The organism is Enterobacter sp. R4-368, assembly GCF_000410515.1.
In the GTDB taxonomy this organism is placed as follows: Bacteria; Pseudomonadota; Gammaproteobacteria; order Enterobacterales; family Enterobacteriaceae; genus Kosakonia.
The window spans coordinates 1,566,474-1,588,766 of the sequence record NC_021500.1; the positions used below are offsets into that span (position 1 = coordinate 1,566,474).

The 22,293-nt window shown below is 57.7% G+C and carries 20 protein-coding genes; 14 read left to right on the top strand and 6 right to left on the bottom strand.

What is annotated here, in order from left to right; all coding sequences use genetic code 11:
• Nucleotides 1–49 precede the first annotated feature (49 nt).
• The 5 genes from H650_RS07330 to dapA form a co-directional block, all read right to left on the bottom strand.
• Entirely contained in the window at nucleotides 50–2,065 is a 2,016-nt protein-coding gene (locus H650_RS07330) for a tRNA(Met) cytidine acetyltransferase TmcA (protein WP_020454674.1), read from the bottom strand.
• Nucleotides 2,066–2,075: 10 nt separating this feature from the next.
• A complete protein-coding gene (gene ypfJ, locus H650_RS07335; protein ID WP_044489442.1) occupies nucleotides 2,076–2,942 on the bottom strand; it encodes a KPN_02809 family neutral zinc metallopeptidase in 867 nt (288 codons plus the stop codon).
• A 132-nt stretch (nucleotides 2,943–3,074) separates the two neighbouring features.
• Nucleotides 3,075–3,788, bottom strand: a complete 714-nt coding sequence (gene purC, locus H650_RS07340) for a phosphoribosylaminoimidazolesuccinocarboxamide synthase (RefSeq protein WP_017458944.1) — start codon at nucleotides 3,786–3,788, stop codon at nucleotides 3,075–3,077.
• Nucleotides 3,789–3,894: 106 nt separating this feature from the next.
• Nucleotides 3,895–4,929, bottom strand: a complete 1,035-nt coding sequence (gene bamC, locus H650_RS07345) for an outer membrane protein assembly factor BamC (protein ID WP_020454676.1) — start codon at nucleotides 4,927–4,929, stop codon at nucleotides 3,895–3,897.
• A 16-nt stretch (nucleotides 4,930–4,945) separates the two neighbouring features.
• Nucleotides 4,946–5,824, bottom strand: coding sequence for a 4-hydroxy-tetrahydrodipicolinate synthase (gene dapA, locus H650_RS07350; protein WP_020454677.1), 879 nt, complete (start codon nucleotides 5,822–5,824; stop codon nucleotides 4,946–4,948).
• A gap of 145 nt (nucleotides 5,825–5,969) precedes the next feature.
• On the opposite strand from dapA, the gene H650_RS07355 reads away from it, so the two are divergent.
• The 14 genes from H650_RS07355 to focA all read left to right on the top strand — a co-directional run bounded on the left by H650_RS07355 (nucleotide 5,970) and on the right by focA (nucleotide 21,081).
• A complete protein-coding gene (locus tag H650_RS07355; protein ID WP_017458947.1) occupies nucleotides 5,970–6,542 on the top strand; it encodes a glycine cleavage system transcriptional repressor in 573 nt (190 codons plus the stop codon).
• Nucleotides 6,542–7,012, top strand: coding sequence for a thioredoxin-dependent thiol peroxidase (gene bcp / locus H650_RS07360; protein WP_020454679.1), 471 nt, complete (start codon nucleotides 6,542–6,544; stop codon nucleotides 7,010–7,012). The genes H650_RS07355 and bcp overlap by 1 nt, the downstream gene beginning before the upstream one ends.
• Nucleotides 7,013–7,281: 269 nt before the next feature.
• Nucleotides 7,282–7,902: a 4Fe-4S dicluster domain-containing protein gene (locus tag H650_RS07365; RefSeq protein WP_020454680.1), complete on the top strand. Its 621-nt coding sequence runs from the start codon at nucleotides 7,282–7,284 to the stop codon at nucleotides 7,900–7,902.
• A complete protein-coding gene (hyfB, locus tag H650_RS07370) occupies nucleotides 7,902–9,923 on the top strand; it encodes a hydrogenase 4 subunit B (protein ID WP_020454681.1) in 2,022 nt (673 codons plus the stop codon). The genes H650_RS07365 and hyfB overlap by 1 nt, the downstream gene beginning before the upstream one ends.
• 13 nt (nucleotides 9,924–9,936) lie before the next feature.
• Complete coding sequence (locus H650_RS07375; RefSeq protein ID WP_044489443.1) at nucleotides 9,937–10,884, top strand: respiratory chain complex I subunit 1 family protein; 948 nt, start codon at nucleotides 9,937–9,939, stop codon at nucleotides 10,882–10,884.
• 16 nt (nucleotides 10,885–10,900) lie between these two features.
• Nucleotides 10,901–12,340, top strand: a complete 1,440-nt coding sequence (locus H650_RS07380) for a hydrogenase 4 subunit D (RefSeq protein WP_020454683.1) — start codon at nucleotides 10,901–10,903, stop codon at nucleotides 12,338–12,340.
• 11 nt (nucleotides 12,341–12,351) lie between these two features.
• Nucleotides 12,352–13,002: a hydrogenase 4 membrane subunit gene (gene hyfE, locus H650_RS07385; protein WP_017458953.1), complete on the top strand. Its 651-nt coding sequence runs from the start codon at nucleotides 12,352–12,354 to the stop codon at nucleotides 13,000–13,002.
• Between the two features lie 4 nt (nucleotides 13,003–13,006).
• A complete protein-coding gene (gene hyfF / locus H650_RS07390) occupies nucleotides 13,007–14,590 on the top strand; it encodes a hydrogenase 4 subunit F (protein WP_020454684.1) in 1,584 nt (527 codons plus the stop codon).
• 20 nt (nucleotides 14,591–14,610) lie between these two features.
• Nucleotides 14,611–16,320 (top strand): hydrogenase large subunit, encoded by a 1,710-nt coding sequence (locus H650_RS07395; RefSeq protein ID WP_097407693.1) that lies wholly within the window; start codon nucleotides 14,611–14,613, stop codon nucleotides 16,318–16,320.
• 11 nt (nucleotides 16,321–16,331) lie between these two features.
• The gene (hyfH, locus tag H650_RS07400; protein ID WP_020454686.1) at nucleotides 16,332–16,880 is read left to right on the top strand and encodes a hydrogenase 4 subunit H; all 549 of its coding nucleotides are present in this window, start codon (nucleotides 16,332–16,334) and stop codon (nucleotides 16,878–16,880) included.
• The gene (locus H650_RS07405) at nucleotides 16,877–17,653 is read left to right on the top strand and encodes an NADH-quinone oxidoreductase subunit B family protein (RefSeq protein ID WP_020454687.1); all 777 of its coding nucleotides are present in this window, start codon (nucleotides 16,877–16,879) and stop codon (nucleotides 17,651–17,653) included. Before hyfH ends, H650_RS07405 begins: the two co-directional genes overlap by 4 nt.
• Nucleotides 17,646–18,059, top strand: coding sequence for a formate hydrogenlyase maturation HycH family protein (locus tag H650_RS07410; RefSeq protein ID WP_020454688.1), 414 nt, complete (start codon nucleotides 17,646–17,648; stop codon nucleotides 18,057–18,059). The genes H650_RS07405 and H650_RS07410 overlap by 8 nt, the downstream gene beginning before the upstream one ends.
• A 109-nt stretch (nucleotides 18,060–18,168) precedes the next feature.
• Complete coding sequence (locus H650_RS07415) at nucleotides 18,169–20,118, top strand: sigma 54-interacting transcriptional regulator (RefSeq protein ID WP_020454689.1); 1,950 nt, start codon at nucleotides 18,169–18,171, stop codon at nucleotides 20,116–20,118.
• 105 nt (nucleotides 20,119–20,223) lie between these two features.
• A complete protein-coding gene (gene focA / locus H650_RS07420; RefSeq protein WP_020454690.1) occupies nucleotides 20,224–21,081 on the top strand; it encodes a formate transporter FocA in 858 nt (285 codons plus the stop codon).
• 40 nt (nucleotides 21,082–21,121) lie between these two features.
• Here the strand turns inward: focA and H650_RS07425 are convergent, their stop codons facing one another.
• Nucleotides 21,122–22,186, bottom strand: coding sequence for an AI-2E family transporter (locus H650_RS07425; RefSeq protein ID WP_017458961.1), 1,065 nt, complete (start codon nucleotides 22,184–22,186; stop codon nucleotides 21,122–21,124).
• Nucleotides 22,187–22,293 lie beyond the last annotated feature (107 nt).

Here is a 22,293-nt window from a genome sequence, read left to right on the forward strand (position 1 = left end):
TTTACGCCCGGGAGCCATAATGACCATGCCATTTAACTGAATGAGTTAGTTAAAAAAATTGCAGTTTCTGCACCTGTGTTTTCAGATTGAGCGCGCGATCAGCATCCAGGTTAAAGAGCGCCTGTTCACACTCCTGGCGCTGAGATAACAGCAGCGCTTTACGCCCGCTCAGCGATAAACGCTGACATAACGCCTGTTCGCTTTCGCCATCGCTTACCCGCCCTCGCAATGCCGACAAAGGCAAATGCGTTTGCGCCAGCAGACGACATAACGCGCCAAAAGCCGCCGAAAATGGTCGATGTGCAAAAGCAAAACCGGCCAGCTCCAGCCAGTCCTCTTCACTAAGCGTAGTCGACTGAACAACAGGCAGAGATAAGGTTTCCTCGCGCCAGTTGGCAAGCCAGGGCAGATCGCGCGCCAGTCGGGTCTGTTCCCGCACCCGCAAGGCTTCGCCAGCCGCCGTCAGCGGGAGTATCGCCATGGCGGTAAAACAGCCGCTGCTCGCTTCGCGATGGCTGCCAAGGCGCACCAGTGAAAAACCGCAGCGCTGCCAGAAGCGCCATAACTCTGGCGTATAGCCAAAACTGACAGAGAGGTAATCACACGCCGTTGTTTGCGCCCGCGCATGGGCGATGAGCGCACTGCCAATCCCTGTCCGCTGGCAAAAAGGATGCACAGCAATGCGGCTGATGCGCCGCCCGCGCAGGGTTGCCGCCAGCGGGCTACCGCCGTGCGCGGCCAGCGATTGCGCGACCAGGTTACCACGCGGGCGACGAAAACCCGCCCATACAGCCTGGCTAAGCCCGGCACTTAACCCACCCTCTTCCACCAGCCAGAGCGCGGCAACGGTCGTTTTTGCCCGGCACGCCTGCCAGAAATGCTGCCCTGGCGCATCCATCATGCGTCGCAGATCGAGCGGTGACGTGCGGTAATGGGCGCTCGCCAGCAGACGATAAATCGCCGCCGGGATCGCCGGCGCCTCTCGCCAGGCCTGCGCCGGTAGTGGTTGCATGGTGATGTCACCTGTCGGCGGTTCCGCGACAGGTTCATCGTCAAACAGCAACAGGGCGCTAATCACCTGCTCCAGCGGGCAGCCCGGCGCCCAGCGCAGCGGCGTGGAGAGCGTGTAATGGCGTAACTGCGGAAACCCGGCGCAGAACTTCAGCAAAAAACCCTGCCCGGTGCCTTCATAACCCTGAACAGTGGTGGTGAGCAATACACGGGGGAAAGCAGAAACCAGTGCATGCAGCAGCGGGCCAGGCATGGCGGCGGCCTCATCCACCACCAGCCAGCCGGGCTGCGCTCCCTGCGCCGTTATTTGCTGGAGTAACGCATCCGGGGCGATAAAGTTGAACCGCTCCCCGGCGTAGTGCGCCAGCACATCGGTGGCGGCGCGCGCAGGTGCGGTAACCGTGACAGGCTCAGATATGCGGGCAATATGCATCCCCGCCAGCGCTGATTTTCCTCGCCCGCGCGGTGCCGTTACCACCGCGACACCTGGCGGCATGTGCTGAAGTTGCGCGAGGATCTGCGCCTGCTCGCGCTCGGGTGCACCGGTTGCCGCGTGCCATTCAGCCCGGGGAGAAAAGTCCGGAAGAGAAAAAGGGGATGTTTGCTGCCACACCACGGTTTGTGGATCGTTACGGAGCGTACGGCAAAAGCGATCAACAAAAACCGGGGTTGGGATCGGCTCGGCGGTGTCGCTCCAGCGCAGGCTGTCTGCATCCGGCTGCTGCGGCCACAGCGTGAACGGCGGTGTGAGTAACACCAGCCAGCTACCGGCCGTGAGCGTCCCGCCAAGCGCGGCGAAAGCGGCGACATCAAATCCTTCACGCGCATCAAACACCGCATGACGGAATTCCCGTCCGAGCAGGGTGGTTAATGCACGGGGTTGAATGTGTTGTGGCCAGCCGCTGTTTTCACCCACCCACAGCCAGTCGCCGGGAAGGGAGTCGCGCAGTGTGCTCGCCTGCGCTTCACTCCACACAGGCGCACCGGCAATGACCAGCAAGCGACGGATCCCTTCCTGCGCCATGCGGGCGCTCAGTTCAATCAGTTGTTGCATCACGAGGTGATTACAGCTGTCCGCTGAATGTATTGCACTGCGCCGGATCGCCGCTGTCCATTCCGCGTTTGAACCAGGTGTAACGCTGTGTCGAGGTGCCATGCGTAAAGCTATCCGGGAATGCGACACCCTGGCTGCGCTGCTGTAAGCGGTCATCACCAATGGCTTGCGCGGCGTTTAACGCCTCTTCGACATCGCCCGGTTCCAGCACGCCCTGCTGCTCCATGCTGTGCCCCCAGACACCAGCATAGCAATCTGCCTGCAACTCCATGCGTACCGACAAGGCATTTGCCTGCTGTTGCGTGGCGTTTTGTTGCAGGCCGCGCACTTTAGCTTCCGTTCCAAGTAGTTTTTGCACGTGATGACCGACTTCATGGGCAATCACGTAGCCCTGAGCGAAATCACCGCCCGCGCCGAGCTTGTTTTTCATCTCATCGTAAAAAGAGAGATCGATATAAATTTTGCTGTCTGCCGGGCAGTAAAACGGCCCCATAATGGATTGCCCGGTACCGCAACCGGTATGGGTGCTGCCACGGTACATCACCAGCGTCGGCTGCTGATAATGTCGCCCCATTTTTTCAAACAGCTGGCCCCAGGTCTCTTCGGTAGTGGCGAAAATGACGCGGGTAAAATGCGCAGACTCATCCTCGTGCGGGTTCGCGGCGCGCTGTTGTTGCGTGGGTGGGCTAACCGGTTGCCCGGTCAGTAAACTGGTGAGATCAACACCGTAATAGCTCGCGACGATCACCACAAACAGCAGGATTATCCCACCCTTGCCACCCGGTAAACGAAACCCCGGCCCGCGCATCGACGGCCCACCTGACTCATTACGTCGGTCTTCTACGTTGTCACTCTCTCGACGGCCTTGCCAGCGCATAACTACCTCACTATCCCAATGATGGACTCAGTGTATATATGATCGTAGGCGCAGAGGGAAGGATTAGCACAGGAAAAAAGTGAGGAAATCCGGAGGATGCAGGCACCCTCCGGAGGTCAGACGGGGTGAAAATCAGTCCAGTTTCACGCCAAGACGGTGCGCCACGGCTTCATAGGCTTCAATCAGGCCGCCAAGGCTCTGACGGAAACGGTCTTTGTCCATTTTATCCAGCGTCTCTTTGTCCCACAGGCGGCTGCCGTCCGGGGAGAACTCGTCGCCGAGTACCACTTCGCCTTTAAACAGGCCAAATTCCAGTTTGAAATCAACGAGGATCAAACCAGCATCATCAAACAGTTTGCTCAGCACGTCGTTGGCTTTGTAGGTCAGCTCTTTCATGCGCGCCAGATTTTCTTTATTCACCCAGCCGAAGGTTTCGCAGTAGGATTCGTTCACCATCGGATCGTGCATCGCATCGTTTTTGAGGAACATATCAAACAGCGGCGGATTCAGCTCAATGCCCTCTTCAATGCCCAGACGTTTCACCAGCGAGCCTGCCGCACGGTTACGAATCACGCACTCTACCGGCACCATATCCAGTTTTTTCACCAGACATTCGGTATCTGAAAGCAGCGCTTCCATCTGGGTCGGGATACCCGCTTCTTGCAGCTTGGTCATAATGAAATGGTTGAACTTGTTGTTCACCATGCCCTTACGATCGAACTGTTCAATGCGCGCGCCATCCCCTGCTGACGTATCGTTACGGAATTCGAGCACCAACAGGTCCGGGTTTTCCGTACTGTACACGGTCTTCGCTTTGCCGCGATACAACTCAGCTTGCTTTTGCATCTTCATTACTCCAGGTGTGATTACAAGGCTAATTTGGCTATTTTACGCTGACGCACACGTTTGCGTCACCATAATAAAAAAAGGCCGGAAGATCCGGCCCTGAGGATTATCGGTTAAACGCCGCCTGGAAGGCGGCGACTAACGCGTCGTTCTGCGATTGTGTCAGCGTGTGGCCTTTCGGATCGATGAACTGAAGGCTGCTGCGGTTATCGAGATCGCCGACCTGCAGTTTATAGTCGCCGGAGGCCAGACCCGGATCGCGCGCGCCCAGTTCCTGCCAGCTGCTGTCAGACAGCGGCTTGTAGGTCACGGCAATGCTGCCCGTTGAGCGGGTGCTGTCGGTCACTTTCATGCCCACTTTTTCCAGCACGGACGGCAGACGCTGCCACACCACGTTAAACGGACCACGCACCACCAGCATCGGCAGACCGGTATCATCGGCAGCGCTCTGGACATTCAGCGTAGAGACGCTGCGGTTTTCCGCCGCGTTTTGCGCGTCAGTTGCGGTTTTATCCAGACCGGAGGAGATAACGTTCAGCATTTCGGTGCTGTAACGCTGCAGCGACGCGGCGTCCGCAACCGGTTTGCCCGCCTGTTCCAGATTAACCAGCTTGACGACAACCGCCTGCTGGTAACCCTGCGGTTTCACCGAGATTTGATAACGACCACGATACTGCTGATCTTCATCCAGACGGTTCCAGTCAACCCAACCGGTGGTCAGGGTTTGCGTAGCATCGTCACGTTTGTCGATGCTGTAGTTTTTCCCCTGAAGAATGCTGACGACCTGCGGCCACAGCGTGCTGTTGCGGCCGTTTTCGACCATCAGCGTCGCGGTGTCACCGGTAAACTGGGTGCGCGCACCGCTCACCAGCGCCAGCGGCTGCGCTGGCGGACGAATGTCCAGCGCTTTACCTACAGCGCCACTGCCGTTAGCAACAGGAATGGTATAATCACCGTTTTGCACCGGGAGGATCATCCCTGCGGGCGCGTGAAGTTCAGCAAGCGGAGCCGCATCCAGATAGGATTCGTCACCGCTAACCTGACGCTTATAACGTGAATCGGAACTACAGGCGGCGAGCAACATCACAAGTGAAACACCCGCTACCTTCGCCAGGCGCGACTTCTGTACTGAGTAAGCCATCAAATCTCCCTAAACTTTACAGCAGACCGGCATGCTTAAGCGCAGTGCGGACAACGTCACGACCGTGGTCGGTGATGGGCGTCATCGGCAGACGCAGCGTGTCGGTTGCTACAAGCCCCAACTCCATACATGCCCATTTGACTGGGATCGGATTGGGTTCGACAAATAGTTTGTTGTGTAACGGCATCAAACGCTGGTTGATCACGCGTGCTTCGGCGTAATTCCCCTCGGCCGCCAGTTTGCACATGTCAGCCATATCACGCGCCGCCACGTTGCTGGTCACGGAAATCACACCGTCACCGCCGAGCTGCATAAAGTCCAGCGCGGTGGCATCGTCGCCGCTCAGCAGAATAAAGTCGTCTGAAACCAGCTCTTTGATCTGGTGAACACGACTTAAGTTCCCGGTCGCTTCCTTAATACCGATAATATTTTTAATTTTCGCCAGGCGACCCACGGTTTCCGGCAGCATATCGCAGCCGGTACGCGACGGCACATTATACAGAATTTGCGGCAGGTCAGTATGTTCGGCGATGGCTTTAAAATGCTGGAACAGCCCTTCCTGAGTCGGGCGGTTGTAGTAAGGCGTAACGGTCAGGCAACCCACCACACCGCTGTCGTTGAAACACTGGGTCAGGCTGATGGCTTCTGCGGTAGCGTTCGCGCCCGTCCCGGCAATCACAGGGATGCGCCCGTCGGCCAGTTCAACCGTCATCTTCACCACGTCGGCATGTTCATCATGGCTCAGCGTGGCGGATTCACCGGTAGTCCCTACCGAAACGATCGCCGTGGTTCCGTTGGCGACATGGTAATCAATCACTTTTTTCAGGCTTGACCGGCAGACTTTACCTTGCGAATCCATCGGCGTAATAAGCGCGACAATACTTCCCGTGAACATGGGCCATCCTCTGTGCGAACAAGATTCTCAATGGTACGTGCGGTGCCGTCAGAAAAGCAAGAGACCTGAGGCTCTGTGGCGGTTGTATGCCGGTTTTTTTTATGCTTTCCTTATGATTACCTCATGTTTGACAGGAAGCTCAGGTTTGACAACCTCATCACAACACTTTTTGGTTATCACTGCGCTGGGGGCCGACCGGCCTGGCATTGTGAACACGATCACACGCCACGTCAGCAGCTGCGGCTGTAATATCGAAGACAGCCGTCTGGCGATGCTGGGGGAAGAGTTCACGTTTATAATGCTGCTATCGGGTTCGTGGAACGCCATCACCCTTATCGAATCGACGTTGCCGCTGAAAGGCGCCGAGCTGGATTTGCTGATTGTGATGAAACGTACCGATGCCCGTCCGCGTCCTGATATGCCAGCCACCGTGTGGGTGCAGGTTGAAGTCCCCGATTCGCCCCACCTGATTGAGCGTTTCACTGCGCTTTTCGACGCACACGAAATGAATATTGCGGAGTTAGTCTCCCGTACACAGCCCGGTAATCTTACCGTTGCGCCAACGTTATTTATCCAGATAACCGCTCATAGCCCCGCGTCACAGGACGCGTCAAATATTGAGCAGGCGTTCAAAGCCCTATGTACAGAATTGAACGCGCAAGGCAGTATAAACATCGTCAACTATTCCCAGCATGATGAACAGGATGGAGTTAAGTAATGAATCCACTGAAAGCCGGTGATATCGCACCGAAATTTAGCTTGCCCGATCAAGACGGTGAACAAGTAAATTTGGCCGACTTCCAGGGACAGCGTGTTCTGGTCTATTTCTACCCGAAAGCCATGACACCAGGCTGTACTGTCCAGGCCTGTGGCCTGCGCGATAACATGGATGAGTTAAAGAAAGCGGGTGTGGAAGTGCTGGGTATCAGCACCGACAAACCAGAGAAACTTTCCCGCTTTGCCGAAAAAGAGCTGCTCAACTTTACGCTGCTCTCTGATGAAGACCACCAGGTCTGCGAGCAGTTTGGCGTCTGGGGTGAAAAAACCTTTATGGGTAAAACCTACGACGGCATCCACCGTATCAGCTTCCTCGTGGATGCTGACGGTAAAGTTGAACATGTGTTTGATGACTTCAAAACCAGCAATCACCACGACATCGTGGTTAACTGGCTGAAAGAGAACGCCTGACAGCAACGCACCTTTTCTCAGGGCGGCCCGATCGGGTACGCCCCTTTCCTTTGCCTCCCCCCTGCAAATAGTTGACCGCGATCACACTTCCCACCCTGATGTCGACACTTGTGCCGACAGGTTAATTTTCGCTCTACGCTGACCATCACTTTTGTTCGCCCCTCGATCCTCAAAATCATACAACCATTTGAAATTTAAACATTTATAACTTTGGCACAGCTTATGCTAAAGCAGGCTCAATGTTTTTATCTCGATTCCAGGGAGCCGAAATGAACCGCTTTGTGATTGCCGATCCCGAGTGGTGTATAGGATGCAATACCTGCCTTGCCGCCTGCTCGGATGTGCATAAAAGCCAGGGACTGCAACACCATCCCCGGCTGACACTCGTGCGCACCCCCACCAAAACCGCGCCGATACTGTGCCGCCACTGTGACGACGCGCCATGCAAACAGGTGTGTCCGGTTAATGCCATTTCGTTTCGGGATGATGCCGTTTATCTCAACGAAACGCTGTGCATTGGCTGCAAACTGTGTGGGCTGGTGTGTCCGTTCGGGGCGATCACGCCCGCCGGCAGCCGCCCGCTCAATATTCCCGCCCGTTACGAGCATCACATTGCCGAAGAACAATTACGCGATGTACCCGGCAGTGCGCCCAACGATCACCCCTTTTTACGCTGGAACGCGGGGGTGCAAACCATCGCGGTGAAATGCGATCTCTGCGCGTTTCTGCCCGAAGGCCCAGCCTGTGTTCGGGCTTGCCCCACGCAGGCGCTGCATCTGGAAACGGAAAACACACTGCATAAACAGCTCAAGGCCCGTCGGGAGCTGGCCGCGCTGAGTTCAACCGATGTGACCTTCCCTTCTCTTCCCTCTTCGCCGGAGCAACGCTAATGGATGCCCTGCAATTATTGATGTGGTCAATCGTGGTGTACGTCGCCGGAGGCTTCCTGTCGTTGTTGCTTGCCCGCAGTCAGGAACTGGCGATCAACGTCGCCGGGATCGCTACCATGATCGGCGGCGTGCTGGGGATCGCCAGCGCCCTGAGCGCATTGCACGGCGGTGTGCCGCTGAGTTTTCAGGCCATCGGCCCGTTTGATTTCGCCCATTTCGTGGTGCGCATGGATAACCTGAGCGCCTTTATGGTGCTCGTTATCTCACTGCTGGTCACGTTGTGCGGTCTCTATTCACTGGCCTATGTGCGGGAATACATCGGCAAAGGTGCCGGGGCGATGGGCTTTTTTATGAACCTGTTTATCGCCTCAATGGTCGGTCTGGTGGTGATGGATAACGCGTTCTGGTTCATCGTGCTGTTTGAAATGATGTCCCTCGCCTCGTGGTTTTTGGTTATCACTGACCAGGATGAAGAGTCGATCCGCGCCGGGATGCTCTACTTCTTTATCGCCCATGCCGGGTCGGTACTGATTATGATCGCCTTCTTCCTGATGTGGCGGCAGAGCGGCAGCCTCGATTTCGCCAGTTTCCGCACGCTCACACTTGAACCGGGCACCGCGTCAGCGGTCTTCCTGCTGGCCTTTTTCGGTTTTGGTGCCAAAGCCGGGATGTTACCGCTGCACAGTTGGTTGCCGCGTGCCCATCCGGCAGCACCGTCGCATGCGTCGGCGCTGATGTCGGGCGTGATGGTGAAAATTGGTATCTTCGGCATTATCAAAGTCGGTATCGACCTGCTCGGTCACAGCGGTATTCCGTTATGGTGGGGCGTGGTGGTGCTGGCTTTTGGCGCGGTGTCGTCGGTGCTTGGCGTGCTCTACGCGCTGGCAGAGCACGACATCAAACGCCTGCTGGCATGGCACACCGTCGAGAACATCGGCATCATTTTGCTGGGCGTCGGCGTCGGCATGGCGGGCATCGCTTTACATCAACCGGTGATTGCCGCCATCGGCCTGCTCGGCGCGCTGTTCCACCTGCTTAACCACGCGCTGTTTAAAGGCCTGCTGTTTCTGGGCGCAGGCGCGATCATCTTTCGTCTGCATACCCGCGATATGGAAAAAATGGGGGCGCTCGGTAAACGGATGCCGTGGACAGCGGGCGCATTTCTGGTGGGCTGTCTCGCCATTTCCGCGATGCCGCCGCTGAACGGCTTTATCAGCGAGTGGTATACCTATCAGTCGTTGTTCTCCCTGACCCGCATTGACGCCATCATCCCGCGCCTCGCCGGCCCCATTGCCATTGTGATGCTGGCGATCACCGGTGCGCTGGCGGCAATGTGTTTTGTGAAAGTTTACGGCGTCAGTTTTTGCGGCAATGCGCGCAGTGAAAAAGCCGATCAGGCACGCGAAGTGCCGTGGCCGATGGTTGCCGCCATGTCCGTGCTGGCGCTGCTGTGCGTCGTGCTCGGCGTGGGCGCAAGCTGGGTGGCCCCGCAGTTAATGCATATCGCGCTGAGCTTAACGCCACCAGCAATGCTTGCCGCCGCTGAAGGCGCAACGCTTATCCCCGGAGATGCGCAGCAAGCGATGCTGACGCCTTCCACCGTGTTCCTGCTGTTACTGCTTTTGCCCCTGCTGCCCGGCGTGCTGTGGTTTCTCAACCGCCAGACGCGCGGCGCGTTTCGCCGCAGCGGCGATGCCTGGGCCTGCGGTTACGCGTGGGAAAAAGGCATGGCCCCTTCCGCAGGCAGCTTTACCCAGCCGCTGCGCGTGATGTTCGGCCCGCTTTACCAGCTACGTAAACAGCTCGATCCGGCTCAGCCCTTACAGCGCAGCCTGGGCGGTGTTACGCAGGCGGCAACGCGTACGGAGCCGTTCTGGGACGAGAAAATTATTCGCCCGCTGGTTAGCGCGACGCAGCGCGTGGCCCGCGTGGTGCAGTACCTGCAAAGCGGCGATTTCCGGCTCTACTGCCTGTATGTGATTGCCGCGCTGGTGATCCTGCTGCTGACGATCGCGCTGTGAGGAGGAGACAACAATGTTAGAACAGACATCTGCGTGGTCACTCGGGCTATTTGCCCTCTGCCAGGCAGCCCTATTGCTGGCGCTGACCCCGCTGTTTACCGGGGTTTCCCGGCAAATCCGCGCCCGCATGCACTCCCGAAAAGGGCCGGGGATCTGGCAGGATTACCGCGACTTACAAAAGCTGCTGAAACGCCAGGCTGTCGCACCGGCTTCCTCCGGCCTGATGTTTCGCGCCATGCCGTGGGTGTTGCTCAGCAGCATGCTGCTGGTGGCGATGACGCTGCCGCTGTTTATCCGTACCGCGCCGTTTGCCGGAGCGGGCGACTTAATCACCCTGATTTATCTCTTTGCCCTGTTCCGTTTCTTCTTTGCCCTTTCCGGGCTGGATACCGGCAGCCCCTTCTCCGGCCTCGGCGCCAGCCGCGAGCTGACGCTGGGAATTCTGGTGGAGCCGATGCTGATCCTTTCGCTGCTGGTGCTGGCGTTACTGGCGGGTTCCACCCAAATCAGCGCCATCAGCAACACGCTGGCGGCGGGCTGGATGTCACCGGTCGCCACCTTTTTAGCGCTGCTGGCTTGCGGGTTCGCCTGCTTTATTGAGATGGGCAAAATCCCGTTCGACGTCGCGGAAGCGGAGCAGGAGTTGCAGGAAGGTCCACTGACCGAATACTCCGGCGCGGGTCTGGCACTGGTGAAATGGGGCGTTGGCCTGAAACAGGTTGTGATGGCCTCGCTGTTGCTGGCGCTGTTTTTCCCCTTCGGCAATGCCGTCACGCTCAGCGTAGGCGCGATGGCGCTGTCGCTGGTGATCACGCTGCTGAAACTGCTGGTGGTGTTTGTGCTGGCCTCGGTGGTGGAAAACTCGCTGGCGCGCGGGCGCTTTTTGCTGACGCACCGCCTGACCTGGCTCGGCTTCAGTCTGGCTGCGCTGTCCTATGTCCTCTGGTTAACCGGTTTGTAAGGAGCGCGGAAAAATAATGGAAACTCTTGCTCTGACGACGCTGCTGCTGCCCTTTATCGGCGCGCTGGTCGTCTCGCTTTGCCCACGGAAAACCGCGCCGCGGCTTGCCACGCTCTTCGCGCTTCTGGCAACGCTTGCCACCGGGCTGCTGGCCTGGCGCTTTTACCAGGCAGGCAGTGAAACCGCGGATATGCCGCTACTGGCGACGGGTCAGGTGGTGCTGTTTGGTCTGTTAGTCGACCGCATCAGCACCCTGATCCTGTTTGCGGTGGTGTTTCTTGGCCTGCTGGTGGCGCTCTATTCGACCGGTTACCTGACGCGCAGCAACCGCGAGCATCCGCACGACGGCAGCAACCGTTATTACGCGTTCCTGCTGGTGTTTATCGGCGCGATGTCCGGTTTAGTGCTCTCCTCCACGCTGCTCGGGCAACTGCTGTTTTTCGAGATCACCGGCGGCTGTTCCTGGGCGCTGATTAGTTATTACCAGAGCGAAAAATCCCAGCGCGCGGCGATGAAAGCGCTGCTTATTACGCACGTCGGTTCGCTTGGCCTTTATCTGGCGGCGGCCACGCTGTTTTTGCATACCCACACTTTTGCCCTGAGCGCCATCAGTCAGCTACAAGGCCCGGCGGCCTATCTGGTGTATGGCGGCATTCTGTTTGCCGCGTGGGGCAAATCCGCCCAGTTGCCGTTACAAGCCTGGCTGCCGGATGCGATGGAAGCACCAACCCCGGTGAGCGCTTACTTGCACGCTGCGTCAATGGTGAAAGTGGGTGTCTACATTTTTGCCCGCGCAATCGCCGAAGGCGGGCACATTCCTCACACCATCAGCTGGATTGGTGTCGGCATGGCGACGCTGACGCTGGTATACGGCTTTTTGATGTACCTGCCGCAAAAAGATATGAAACGGCTGCTGGCCTGGTCGACCATCTCGCAACTGGCATGGATCTTCCTCGCCCTGTCGCTGTCGACCTTCGGTTCACCGCTGGCCTTCAAAGCGGGGATTGTTTACATCTTCAACCACGCCTTTGCCAAGAGCCTGTTTTTCCTCGTGGCGGGCGCACTCAGCTACAGCTGCGGTACGCGTCTGATGCCGCGCTTGCGCGGGGTAATGAAGACATTGCCGCTGGCGGGCATTGGCTTTTGCGTTGCCGCGCTGGCGATCACCGGCGTGCCGCCGTTTAACGGTTTCTTCAGTAAATTCCCTCTCTTCGCCGCCGGGTTTGCCCTGTCGAATGACGCCCCGATTTTACTGGCGGTGATGATTCTGGCGCTGGTGGAATCCGTCGCCAGTTTCGGCTGGTTTATTTACTGGTTCGGGCGCGTGGTACCAGGTGAGCCGAGCGAAGAAGTGGCGCAGGCCGCACCGCTGCCGTACGCGATGAAACTGGTGCTGGTGATTCTGATTGTGATGTCGCTGTGCTCAAGCGTGATCGCTGCGGCGTGGCTTGGATAAGGGAGTCGATAATGACGGGAACACTGCTTGTTAACAACCTGGCGGGGCTGATGATGTTCACCTCGCTGCTGGTCACCTGCGCCAGACGCTACTCCGTCTCCTGCTGGTTGTATGCCCTGCAATCGCTGGTGCTGGTCTCTATCTTTTTTACCCTGTCGCAGTTGCTGGACGCCGAACAGTTGCTGATGTGGTCGTTCAGCGCGTTCTTCACCAAAGTGCTGCTGGTGCCGCTGATCATGGGCTACGCCTTTCGCAAGATGGCGCAATCCGGCGTTGGAGAACGGCTGTTTGGCCCGGCCACGCTGGTGCTGATGGCGGCGGCAATTGTGCTGCTGTGCTGGTTTGTGGTGCGCCCGGTGCAATTACCGATGATCGCCCAGCTCAAACCGGCGCTCGCCGTTGCGCTCGGTCACTTCCTGCTTGGGCTGCTGTGCATTATCAGCCAGCGCAATATTTTGCGGCAGATCTTCGGCTACTGCCTGATGGAGAACGGCTCGCACCTGGTGCTGGCGCTGCTCGCATGGCGCGCGCCGGAGCTGGTGGAGATTGGCATCGCCACCGACGCCATTTTCGCGGTGATTGTGATGGTGCTACTGGCACGGAAAATCTGGCGCACCCACGGCACGCTGGATGTCAACACACTGACGGCGCTGAAGGGGTAACACCATGAGCCATACCTTGATGTTCACGTTGTTACTGCTGACGCCGCTGCTGGTTTCTGCGCTGTGCTTCACCTGCCGCCTGAGCGGCAATGCCGCGCGCATGCTGGTTACGGTGGTGCATACGCTGGGGATTGCGCTGCTGCTGGTTATCGCCCTGTGGACGGTCGCGGAAGCGGTGCGCGAAGGGGAAATTTTCGCCGCCAGCCGCTGGTTGCATATCGACAGCCTGAGCGGGCTGTTCCTGTCGCTGCTGGGCGTTATCGGTTTTATCACCGGCCTCTACTCGATTGGCTATATGCGCCATGAAGTCGATCACGGTGAGATCAGCGTGCCGACGCTCTGTTACTACTACGGTTTTTTTCACCTGTTCCTGTTCACCATGCTGCTGGTGGTCACCAGCAATAACCTGATTGTAATGTGGGCGGCGATCGAAGCCACTACGCTCAGTTCCGCTTTTCTGGTCGGTATTTACGGGCAGCGCTCGTCGCTGGAAGCGGCATGGAAATACATCATCATCTGTACCGTTGGCGTGGCGTTTGGCCTGTTCGGTACGGTGCTGGTGTACGCCAATGCCGCCAGCTTTATGGCGCAGCCTGATCACGCCATTTTCTGGACCGAAGTGCTGAAAGAGAGCGGCCAGCTCGACCCGACGCTGATGGTGTTGGCGTTTGTGTTTGTGCTGATTGGTTTTGGTACTAAAACCGGGCTGTTCCCGATGCACGCCTGGCTGCCGGACGCGCACAGCGAAGCGCCGAGCCCGGTGAGCGCCCTGCTCTCGGCGGTGCTGCTCAACTGCGCCCTGCTGGTGCTGATCCGCTACTACATCATTATTTGTCATGCCATCGGGGACAGTTTCCCCAACCGGCTACTGCTGATTTTTGGTCTGCTGTCGGTGGGCGTCGCCGCGTTCTTCATTCTGGTGCAGCAGGATATGAAACGCCTGCTGGCTTATTCCAGCGTGGAAAACATGGGGCTGGTGGCCGTTGCGCTCGGCATCGGCGGCCCGCTTGGTATTCTGGCGGCGCTGCTGCACACGCTCAATCACAGCCTGGCGAAAACGCTGCTGTTCTGCGGCTCCGGCAATGTGCTGCTGAAGTACGGCACCCGCAATATGGATGTGGTGTGCGGGATGCTGAAAGTAATGCCGTTTACCGCCGTACTGCTGGGCGGCGGCGCGCTGGCGCTGGGCGGTATGCCGCCATTCAATATTTTCCTCAGTGAGTTTATGACCGTCACCGCCGGGCTGGCGGCGGAACATCTCGCCGTCACCATCCTGCTGCTGGTGTTACTGACGCTGGTGCTCGGCGGGCTGGTGCGCATGGTGGCGAAAGTGCTGTTCGCCACGCCGCCGCAGCAGGTGGCAACCGGTGAACTGGGCTGGCTCACTACCGCGCCGATGGTGATTTTACTGGTGATGATGCTGGTGATGGGTACGCATATTCCTCAGCCGGTCAGCCGGTTACTGGCCAGCGCTGCCACCATCGTGCAGCAAAACAATGATGATCATCCCACCCAGCTTAGCTGGCTGTGGGCCAATTTTGATACCACCGCCGCATCGGCAACGCCGTCGCATCGTCAGGGAGAGTGAAAGTGAGTTATTTAGCAAGCGTGAATCTCCAGCAACCTCGCGGCAACGCCTGTCTTGCTGCATTAAAGGCGCAGTTTCCCGGCGCGGTGCTGGACGAGGAGCGCCAGACCTTCGAACAAGTCACTATAACGGTCAAAATCAATCTGTTGCCGGACATCGTGCACTACCTCTATTACCAGCATGACGGCTGGTTGCCGGTGCTGTTCGGCAATGATGAACGTACCCTGAATGGTCATTACGCGGTCTACTACGCGCTGTCGATGGAAGGTGCGGAAAAGTGCTGGATTGTGGTGAAAGCGCTGGTCGATGCCGACACGCGCGAGTTCCCGTCGGTGACGCCGCGCGTACCCGCCGCGGTATGGGGCGAACGTGAGATCCGCGATATGTACGGTCTGATCCCGGTCGGTTTGCCGGATCAGCGCCGCCTGGTGCTACCGGATGACTGGCCGGACGATCTGCACCCGCTGCGCAAAGACACCATGGATTACCGTCTGCGCCCGGAACCTACCAGCGACACGGAAAACTACACCTTTATCAACGATGGCGGCAATTCGGCGCGCATTGTGCCGATAGGCCCGCTGCATATCACTTCGGATGAACCGGGGCATTTCCGCTTGTTTGTCGATGGTGAACGGATTGTCGATGCCGATTACCGCTTATTTTATGTCCATCGCGGCATGGAAAAGCTGGCGGAAACCCGCATGGGCTACAACGAAGTGACATTCCTCTCGGACAGGGTTTGCGGCATTTGCGGCTTTGCCCACAGCGTGGCTTACACCACCTCGGTGGAAAACGCGCTCGGCATTGTGGTGCCGCAGCGGGCGCACACTATCCGTTCGGTGCTGCTGGAAGTGGAACGGCTGCACAGCCATCTGCTCAACATCGGTCTTTCCAGCCACTTTGTCGGTTTTGATACCGGTTTTATGCAGTTTTTCCGCATCCGTGAAAAATCGATGACCATGGCTGAGTTGCTCACCGGTTCGCGCAAAACTTACGGTCTGAATCTGATTGGCGGTATCCGCCGCGACATTCTCAAAGAGCAGCGCGTCAAAACCATTCAACTGGTGAAAGAGATGCGCGCGGAAGTGGCGCAACTGGTCGATATGCTGCTCTCCACGCCCAACATGGCGCAGCGCACCCAGGGGGTGGGCATTCTTGACCGCCAGGTCGCACGCGATTTCAGCCCGGTCGGGCCGCTGATCCGCGGCAGCGGTTTTGCCCGCGATTTACGTTTCGATCATCCGTACGCCGACTACGGCAGCCTGCCGAAAACGCTGTTTACCTGGCCGGATGGCGACGTCTTTTCACGCGTTATGGTGCGGGTGAAAGAGGTGTTCGATTCGCTGGCAATGATTGAGTTTGCCCTTGATAACCTGCCGGATACGCCGCTGCTGACCGAAGGGTTCAGCTATCAGCCGCATAAATTCGCCCTCGGTTATGTGGAAGCGCCACGCGGTGAAGATGTGCACTGGAGCATGCTCGGCGACAACCAGAAACTTTACCGCTGGCGCTGTCGCGCGGCGACCTACGCCAACTGGCCGGTGCTCCGCTATATGCTGCGCGGCAATACCGTTTCCGATGCGCCGCTGATTATCGGCAGCCTCGATCCCTGCTATTCGTGTACCGACCGCGTGACGCTGGTGGATGTGCGCAAGCGTAAATCGACAACCGTGCCCTACAAAGAGATCGAACGTTACGGCATTGAACGTCGCCACTCGCCGCTGAAGTAAGGAAAGAAACGATGCTGAAATTGTTGAAAACCATTCTCAGAGCGGGCGAGCCGACGGTGAAATACCCGTTCGCACCGCTGGAGGTGTGCCCGGGGTTTCGCGGCAAACCGGAACTGGATCCGCAGCAATGCATCGCTTGCGGCGCCTGTACCACCGCCTGTCCGGCGAACGCGCTCACGCTGGAAACGGATGCCGGGGAGAACAGCCGCGTCTGGCAACTGTTCATCGGCCGCTGTATCTACTGCGGGCGCTGCGAAGAGGTGTGCCCGACGCGGGCGATCCGTCTGTCGGAAGAGTTTGAACTGGCGGTCACTAACAAAGCCGATCTGTATGTGCGCGCCACCTTCCGCCTGCAGCACTGTAGCGAATGCGGCGTGCCGTTCGCGCCAGAAAAATCCGTGGCGCTGGCGGTGGAACTGCTGGCCCTGAACCAAAACGCACCGCACCAGCTTGAGAACCTGCGGGCGCAGGCCTCTCTCTGCCCGGCGTGCCGCCGACGCGCGGCGCTGGAGCATCGCGGCAGCGTTAACGTGCACTATTACCTGAAGGAGCAAGCATGAGTTCCGACCTGAAAGTGCTGAACCAGCATGTCAGCCAGCCGGTGCCGCTCGAGGAATCCGCGCAGAAAATGAAGCAGCTACTGCTGCGCGATATCCAGCGTTCTGCCTACGTTTATCGCGTTGATTGCGGCGGCTGCAACGGGTGTGAAATCGAAATTTTTGCCGCCATTACGCCGCTGTTTGACGCGGAACGCTTTGGCATCAAAGTGGTGGCTTCGCCGCGCCACGCGGATATTTTACTTTTTACCGGCGCGGTCACGCGCGCCATGCGCATGCCTGCCCTGCGCGCCTGGGAATCGGCACCGGATCATAAAATCGCCATCTCCTACGGCGCGTGCGGCGTCGGCGGCGGGATTTTTCACGATCTCTACTGCGTGTGGGGCGGCAGCGACACCATTGTGCCGATTGATGTCTGGATCCCCGGCTGCCCGCCGACGCCAGCGGCAACCATCCACGGTTTCGCGGTGGCGCTTGGCTTGCTGGAGCAAAAACTGCACGCCGTCGACCATCAACAAGCGGCAGATGAAATTGCCAGCGTACGCTGGCCGACACTGCCACTGGCATTGCGCGTGACGCTTGAACGGCTGGCGCGCCAGCTGGCGGGTTATCGCCAGGGACGCGAGATCACCGACCAGCTCTTCGCTTTATTAACCGCAGGCGATCCCGCGCAGGCTACGCTGCGGGTAAATAACTGGCTGCAACAGGCGGCGGACCCGCGTCTGACCTCCATCGTGCAGCAACTGATGAACGAGCTGGAGCGTGCCCATGTCTGAGCAGCAAGCGAAAGTGATGTTCTGGATGCTGCGGCAGAAGTTTGTCGATAACAGCGTCGAACTGGAAGAAAAAAGTCGCCAGGTGATGTACTACTCGCTGGCGATTGGTCATCACGTTGGGGTGATTGACTGCCTCAACGTGGCGCTCGAATGCCCGCTTGATGAGTATCAGCACTGGCTAACGTTAATCGACGACGCCGAAGCCAGGCGCAAAATGCAGGGGTTATTAACCTTTGGCGAAATTGTCATCGATGCCAGCCACGTGAATACGCTGGCACCGACGTGCGTGCAGTTATCAAAAACAGCCGAAGAACCCTGGCGGAGCCGGAGCCGCCAGTTGCTGCAACATTTACAGGATATGGCGCATGAACCGGCGATCTATCTGATGGTGCGGCTGTTGCGCTGAATGATTCATCACATAAATGTCACCCCAGTGATTTATACGTGAAGCTTGTAACACTACAAAAATAAGGGGTAATGTACTATTTACGCTCACTATTAAGGGCGACGTATCCATGATCTTACGGCAGTTGCTGGAACAGAATACTCACACTTCGTTACTCCGGGCGTTTATCCCTTTACCGCCGCCTTTCAGCCCCGTCCAGTTTATCGAATTACGCTTAAATAACGCCCACTTCTGGCGCTGCTTTGATGATGGCAGCGTCGAAACCAGCGAGCGTGAATACGGCGGAAAAGTCAGCGACAGTTCGCTGCACCTTATTCTGCTGGCGCAAAGTGAGGCGCTGGAGTTGCGTTTTGCCCGTACCGATAACGGCCAGTTCACGGAGCAGGACAACACGATGTTTAGCTGGCTGGCGCGGCTGGCAAGCCAGGCGCTGGAAACGCAACTTTCTCAGGTGGCGTTGAGCGAGTCGATCGAAACGCTGCGTGAAGAGCGCGACCATGATCGGGTGCTGGTGGACATTACCAACTCGGTGCTTTCGCATCTGGATCTTGACGATCTGATCGCCGATGTTTCGCAGGAAATTCACCGCTTTTTCGGTATCGATAATGTCCGCGTGGTTCTGCGCGACACGCTGCACTCCCGCCAGCTTATTTGCCATGCCACCCACTTTCCCAGCTGCCCGCCGGAAACCGAGCGCTTTGCGTTGCGCAGTGATAGCCCGGTGGTGCTGGCGGCGCTCAATGAAAATCAGGGCGCGCTGCTGCACCAGGCGCAGGATGCCGGGTTATGGCAGCGCGATCCGGTATTGCAACAGCTATTGATGCAGGGGTTAAACGTGGTGTTTATTTTGCCACTGACCTTCAGCCACCACGCGCCTGGCGTGCTGTTGCTGGCGCACCGGGACGCCTCGATTTTCAGTGAGCAAAACTGTCGATTATTGCAGCAAATTGCCGACAGAATTGGCATTGCCGTCGATAATGCCGACGCCTACCGGCAGGTGATCCATTTAAAAGAGAATCTGAACAGCGAAAACCGCAAACTGAACGAGCAAATCGCCTCCAGCCAGAGTTTGGGCGACATCATTTACCAGAGCGATGCCATGCGCGACGTGCTTCAGCAGGTCAATATTGTGGCACTGAGCGACAGTACGGTGCTGATCCTCGGTGAAACCGGCACCGGCAAGGAGATCATCGCCCGCGCGCTGCACCAGATGAGCCCGCGCAAAGACAAACCGCTGGTGAAAATCAACTGTGCCGCCATTCCCGCCAGCCTGCTGGAAAGCGAGCTGTTTGGTCACGATAAAGGCGCTTTCACCGGGGCGATTAACGCCCATCGCGGGCGCTTTGAGATGGCTGATGAAGGCACACTGTTCCTCGATGAAATCGGCGATATGCCGCTTGAGCTGCAACCGAAGCTGTTGCGGGTATTGCAGGAGCGCGAGATCGAACGCATCGGCGGTACGAAAACCATTCCGGTTAACGTGCGGGTGATTGCCGCCACCAACCGCGACCTGCGCCAGATGGTGATTGATCGCGAATTCCGTAACGATCTGTTTTACCGCCTGAATGTGTTTCCGCTGGTGCTGCCGCCGCTACGCGAGCGGCCGGACGATATTCCGCTGCTGGCACGTTATTTCACACAAAAACTGGCGCGCCGCCTTAATCGCACCATTGATACCATTCCCGCCGATACCATCCAGCAACTGATGCGCTATGAGTGGCCCGGCAACGTGCGCGAGCTGGAAAACGTCATTGAACGCGCGGTATTGCTGGCGCGCGACAACACGTTAAACCTGCATCTGCACGCCCAGCCGGTCAGCATGGTGCAGCCGGTTAGCCACGATCCCTTCCCCTTCACGCTGCCCAAAGTGGCGGAGATGATGCGCCCGGAGCCGCCGGAAAATGACGAAGCGGAACGCCAGCAAATTATTCAGGTGCTGCGCGAAACCAACGGCATTGTCGCCGGGCCGCGCGGCGCGGCCGCCAAACTCGGCATGAAACGCACCACGCTGTTATCGCGAATGCAGCGTCTCGGTATCGCCGTGCGCGAAGTGCTGTAACCCCCTTCGGGTTCTGTGAACCCGCTAACGCTCTCTGGTTTGTCGCTGGTATGCGCTATGCATAAGACGGCGGGTGTCTACTATGCATTGAATCAGGAGAATCAAATGGATACCGGCAACGCGTTTGACCTGCGACTTCCTGCGGAAATGGCAAAAGTCGCCGAGCAGTCTGGATTGTATAAAGTCAGCAAACGAAAAGAGCTGTCGTTCTTCCTCGCGATTACTGCGGGCGTGTTTATCTCAATTGCGTTTGTGTTTTACATCACCGTTACCGCCGGGCCTGCGCCTGCGACCGCGCTGGCGAAGCTGGCGGGCGGCGTCTGTTTTTCCCTCGGGCTGATTCTGGTGGTGGTCTGCGGGGCGGATCTCTTTACCTCAACTGTGCTGACGGTGATGGCGAAAGCCAGCGGGTTGATTAGCTGGCGGCAACTGTTTACCAACTGGGTGATCGTCTATTTCGGCAACCTCGTTGGGGCACTGTTTTTTGTGGCGTTGATTTGGTTTGGCGGCCAGGCCATGAACAGCAACGGCTTGTGGGGGCTGAATGTGTTGCAAACCGCTGACCATAAAATGCACCACACCTTTATCGAAGCGGTGTGCCTGGGCACGCTGTGCAATTTAATGGTCTGTCTGGCGGTGTGGATGAGTTATTCCGGCCATACGTTGACGGATAAAATCATGGCGATGTTGCTGCCAATCGGCATGTTTGTCGCCAGCGGTTTCGAGCACAGTATCGCCAACATGTTTTTGCTGCCGCTGGCGGTGATCATTCGTGACTTTTCACCACAGAGTTTCTGGACCGCGGTACACAGCTCACCAGATAACTTCCCGGCGCTGACCATCAATAACGTGATTACCGATAACCTGCTGCCAGTGACGATTGGCAATATTATCGGCGGCGGCGTGCTGGTGGGGGTGACGTACTGGATTATCTATCTGCGTCATCAGAACGACACGCATTGAGGAGAATGCCGGGCGGCAAGCTGTCTGCCGCCCGGCAAGATTACTCTTCTGACACCGGCGGCGAATCCGGCCAGGCGTGGATCACCGCCTGAATCAACGTCGCCAGCGGAATAGCGAAAAAGACACCCCAGAAGCCCCACAGCCCGCCGAAGATAATCACCGATAAAATGATCACCAGCGGGTGCAGGTTAACCGCTTCGGAGAACAGCACCGGCACCAGCAGGTTGCCATCCAGCCCCTGAATAATCAGATAAACGGCAAAGCAGCTCCAGAACTCAGTGCCAAGACCGAACTGGAACAGCGCCACGCCGACCACCGGAATGGTGACGACAAACGCGCCGATATAGGGGATCAGCACCGAGAAGCCGACCAGCACCGCCAGCAGCAGGGAGTAGTTGAGACCAAACAGGATAAAACCGATCCAGGTGGCGACGCCGACGACAATCATCTCCAGCACTTTGCCACGGATGTAGTTGGTGATTTGCTGGTTCATCTCTTTCCACACCTGGCCTGCCAGCCCACGGTTGCGCGGCAGCACGCGGCGCACGGCGTTGAGCATCTGCTCTTTATCTTTTACCAGGAAGAAAACCATCAGCGGCACCAGCACCAGATAGACCGCCAGCGTCAGCAGCCCGACCAGCGAGGCGAGCGAATATTTCACCACGGAATCGCCCATTGTCAGCATGCGGGAGCGCATGTTTTCCGCCATCGCATCGATGATCCCCGCATCCATTAACGCCGGGTAACGGCGCGGTAAGGTGGCGGCAAAATCAGAGAGCTTGCTTAACATGCCGGGCATATCACGGATCAGGTAAATCCCCTGCTGCCAGGCAACCGGCATCACCACAAACGCCATCACCAGCAGGATGCCGACAAACAGCACCAGAACTATTGTGGCAGCCCAGGTACGCGAACAGCCGATACGTTGCAGACGTGCGGTAGGCCACTCAAGCAGGTAAGCGATCACCAGCGCTACCAGCAGCGGCGCAAGAAGGCCGCTGAAGAAGAAGAGAATACAGAACCCCGCGAGCAGAATGACCAGCAGCGCAATCGCCTCCGGATCGCTGAAGCGGCGGCGATACCACTGCATTAACATTTCGAGCATAACGTTCCTTTATGAACCTCTTGAGCGGGGGTAAGGAGTGGAATTGTATCGAAATGTCACAAAAAAGACTTCGCTTTTCGTATCCTTTGCGGGAAACATAGCAATCC

What these genes read in the sequence shown, in the direction of transcription:
- H650_RS07330 (WP_020454674.1), bottom strand. Translation starts at nt 2,065, where the DNA reads ATGCAACAACTGATTGAACTGAGCGCCCGCATGGCGCAGGAAGGGATC.
- ypfJ (WP_044489442.1), bottom strand. Translation starts at nt 2,942, where the DNA reads ATGCGCTGGCAAGGCCGTCGAGAGAGTGACAACGTAGAAGACCGACGT.
- purC (WP_017458944.1), bottom strand. Translation starts at nt 3,788, where the DNA reads ATGCAAAAGCAAGCTGAGTTGTATCGCGGCAAAGCGAAGACCGTGTAC.
- bamC (WP_020454676.1), bottom strand. Translation starts at nt 4,929, where the DNA reads ATGGCTTACTCAGTACAGAAGTCGCGCCTGGCGAAGGTAGCGGGTGTT.
- dapA (WP_020454677.1), bottom strand. Translation starts at nt 5,824, where the DNA reads ATGTTCACGGGAAGTATTGTCGCGCTTATTACGCCGATGGATTCGCAA.
- bcp (WP_020454679.1), top strand. Translation starts at nt 6,542, where the DNA reads ATGAATCCACTGAAAGCCGGTGATATCGCACCGAAATTTAGCTTGCCC.
- H650_RS07365 (WP_020454680.1), top strand. Translation starts at nt 7,282, where the DNA reads ATGAACCGCTTTGTGATTGCCGATCCCGAGTGGTGTATAGGATGCAAT.
- hyfB (WP_020454681.1), top strand. Translation starts at nt 7,902, where the DNA reads ATGGATGCCCTGCAATTATTGATGTGGTCAATCGTGGTGTACGTCGCC.
- H650_RS07375 (WP_044489443.1), top strand. Translation starts at nt 9,937, where the DNA reads ATGTTAGAACAGACATCTGCGTGGTCACTCGGGCTATTTGCCCTCTGC.
- H650_RS07380 (WP_020454683.1), top strand. Translation starts at nt 10,901, where the DNA reads ATGGAAACTCTTGCTCTGACGACGCTGCTGCTGCCCTTTATCGGCGCG.
- hyfE (WP_017458953.1), top strand. Translation starts at nt 12,352, where the DNA reads ATGACGGGAACACTGCTTGTTAACAACCTGGCGGGGCTGATGATGTTC.
- hyfF (WP_020454684.1), top strand. Translation starts at nt 13,007, where the DNA reads ATGAGCCATACCTTGATGTTCACGTTGTTACTGCTGACGCCGCTGCTG.
- hyfH (WP_020454686.1), top strand. Translation starts at nt 16,332, where the DNA reads ATGCTGAAATTGTTGAAAACCATTCTCAGAGCGGGCGAGCCGACGGTG.
- H650_RS07405 (WP_020454687.1), top strand. Translation starts at nt 16,877, where the DNA reads ATGAGTTCCGACCTGAAAGTGCTGAACCAGCATGTCAGCCAGCCGGTG.
- H650_RS07410 (WP_020454688.1), top strand. Translation starts at nt 17,646, where the DNA reads ATGTCTGAGCAGCAAGCGAAAGTGATGTTCTGGATGCTGCGGCAGAAG.
- H650_RS07415 (WP_020454689.1), top strand. Translation starts at nt 18,169, where the DNA reads ATGATCTTACGGCAGTTGCTGGAACAGAATACTCACACTTCGTTACTC.
- focA (WP_020454690.1), top strand. Translation starts at nt 20,224, where the DNA reads ATGGATACCGGCAACGCGTTTGACCTGCGACTTCCTGCGGAAATGGCA.
- H650_RS07425 (WP_017458961.1), bottom strand. Translation starts at nt 22,186, where the DNA reads ATGCTCGAAATGTTAATGCAGTGGTATCGCCGCCGCTTCAGCGATCCG.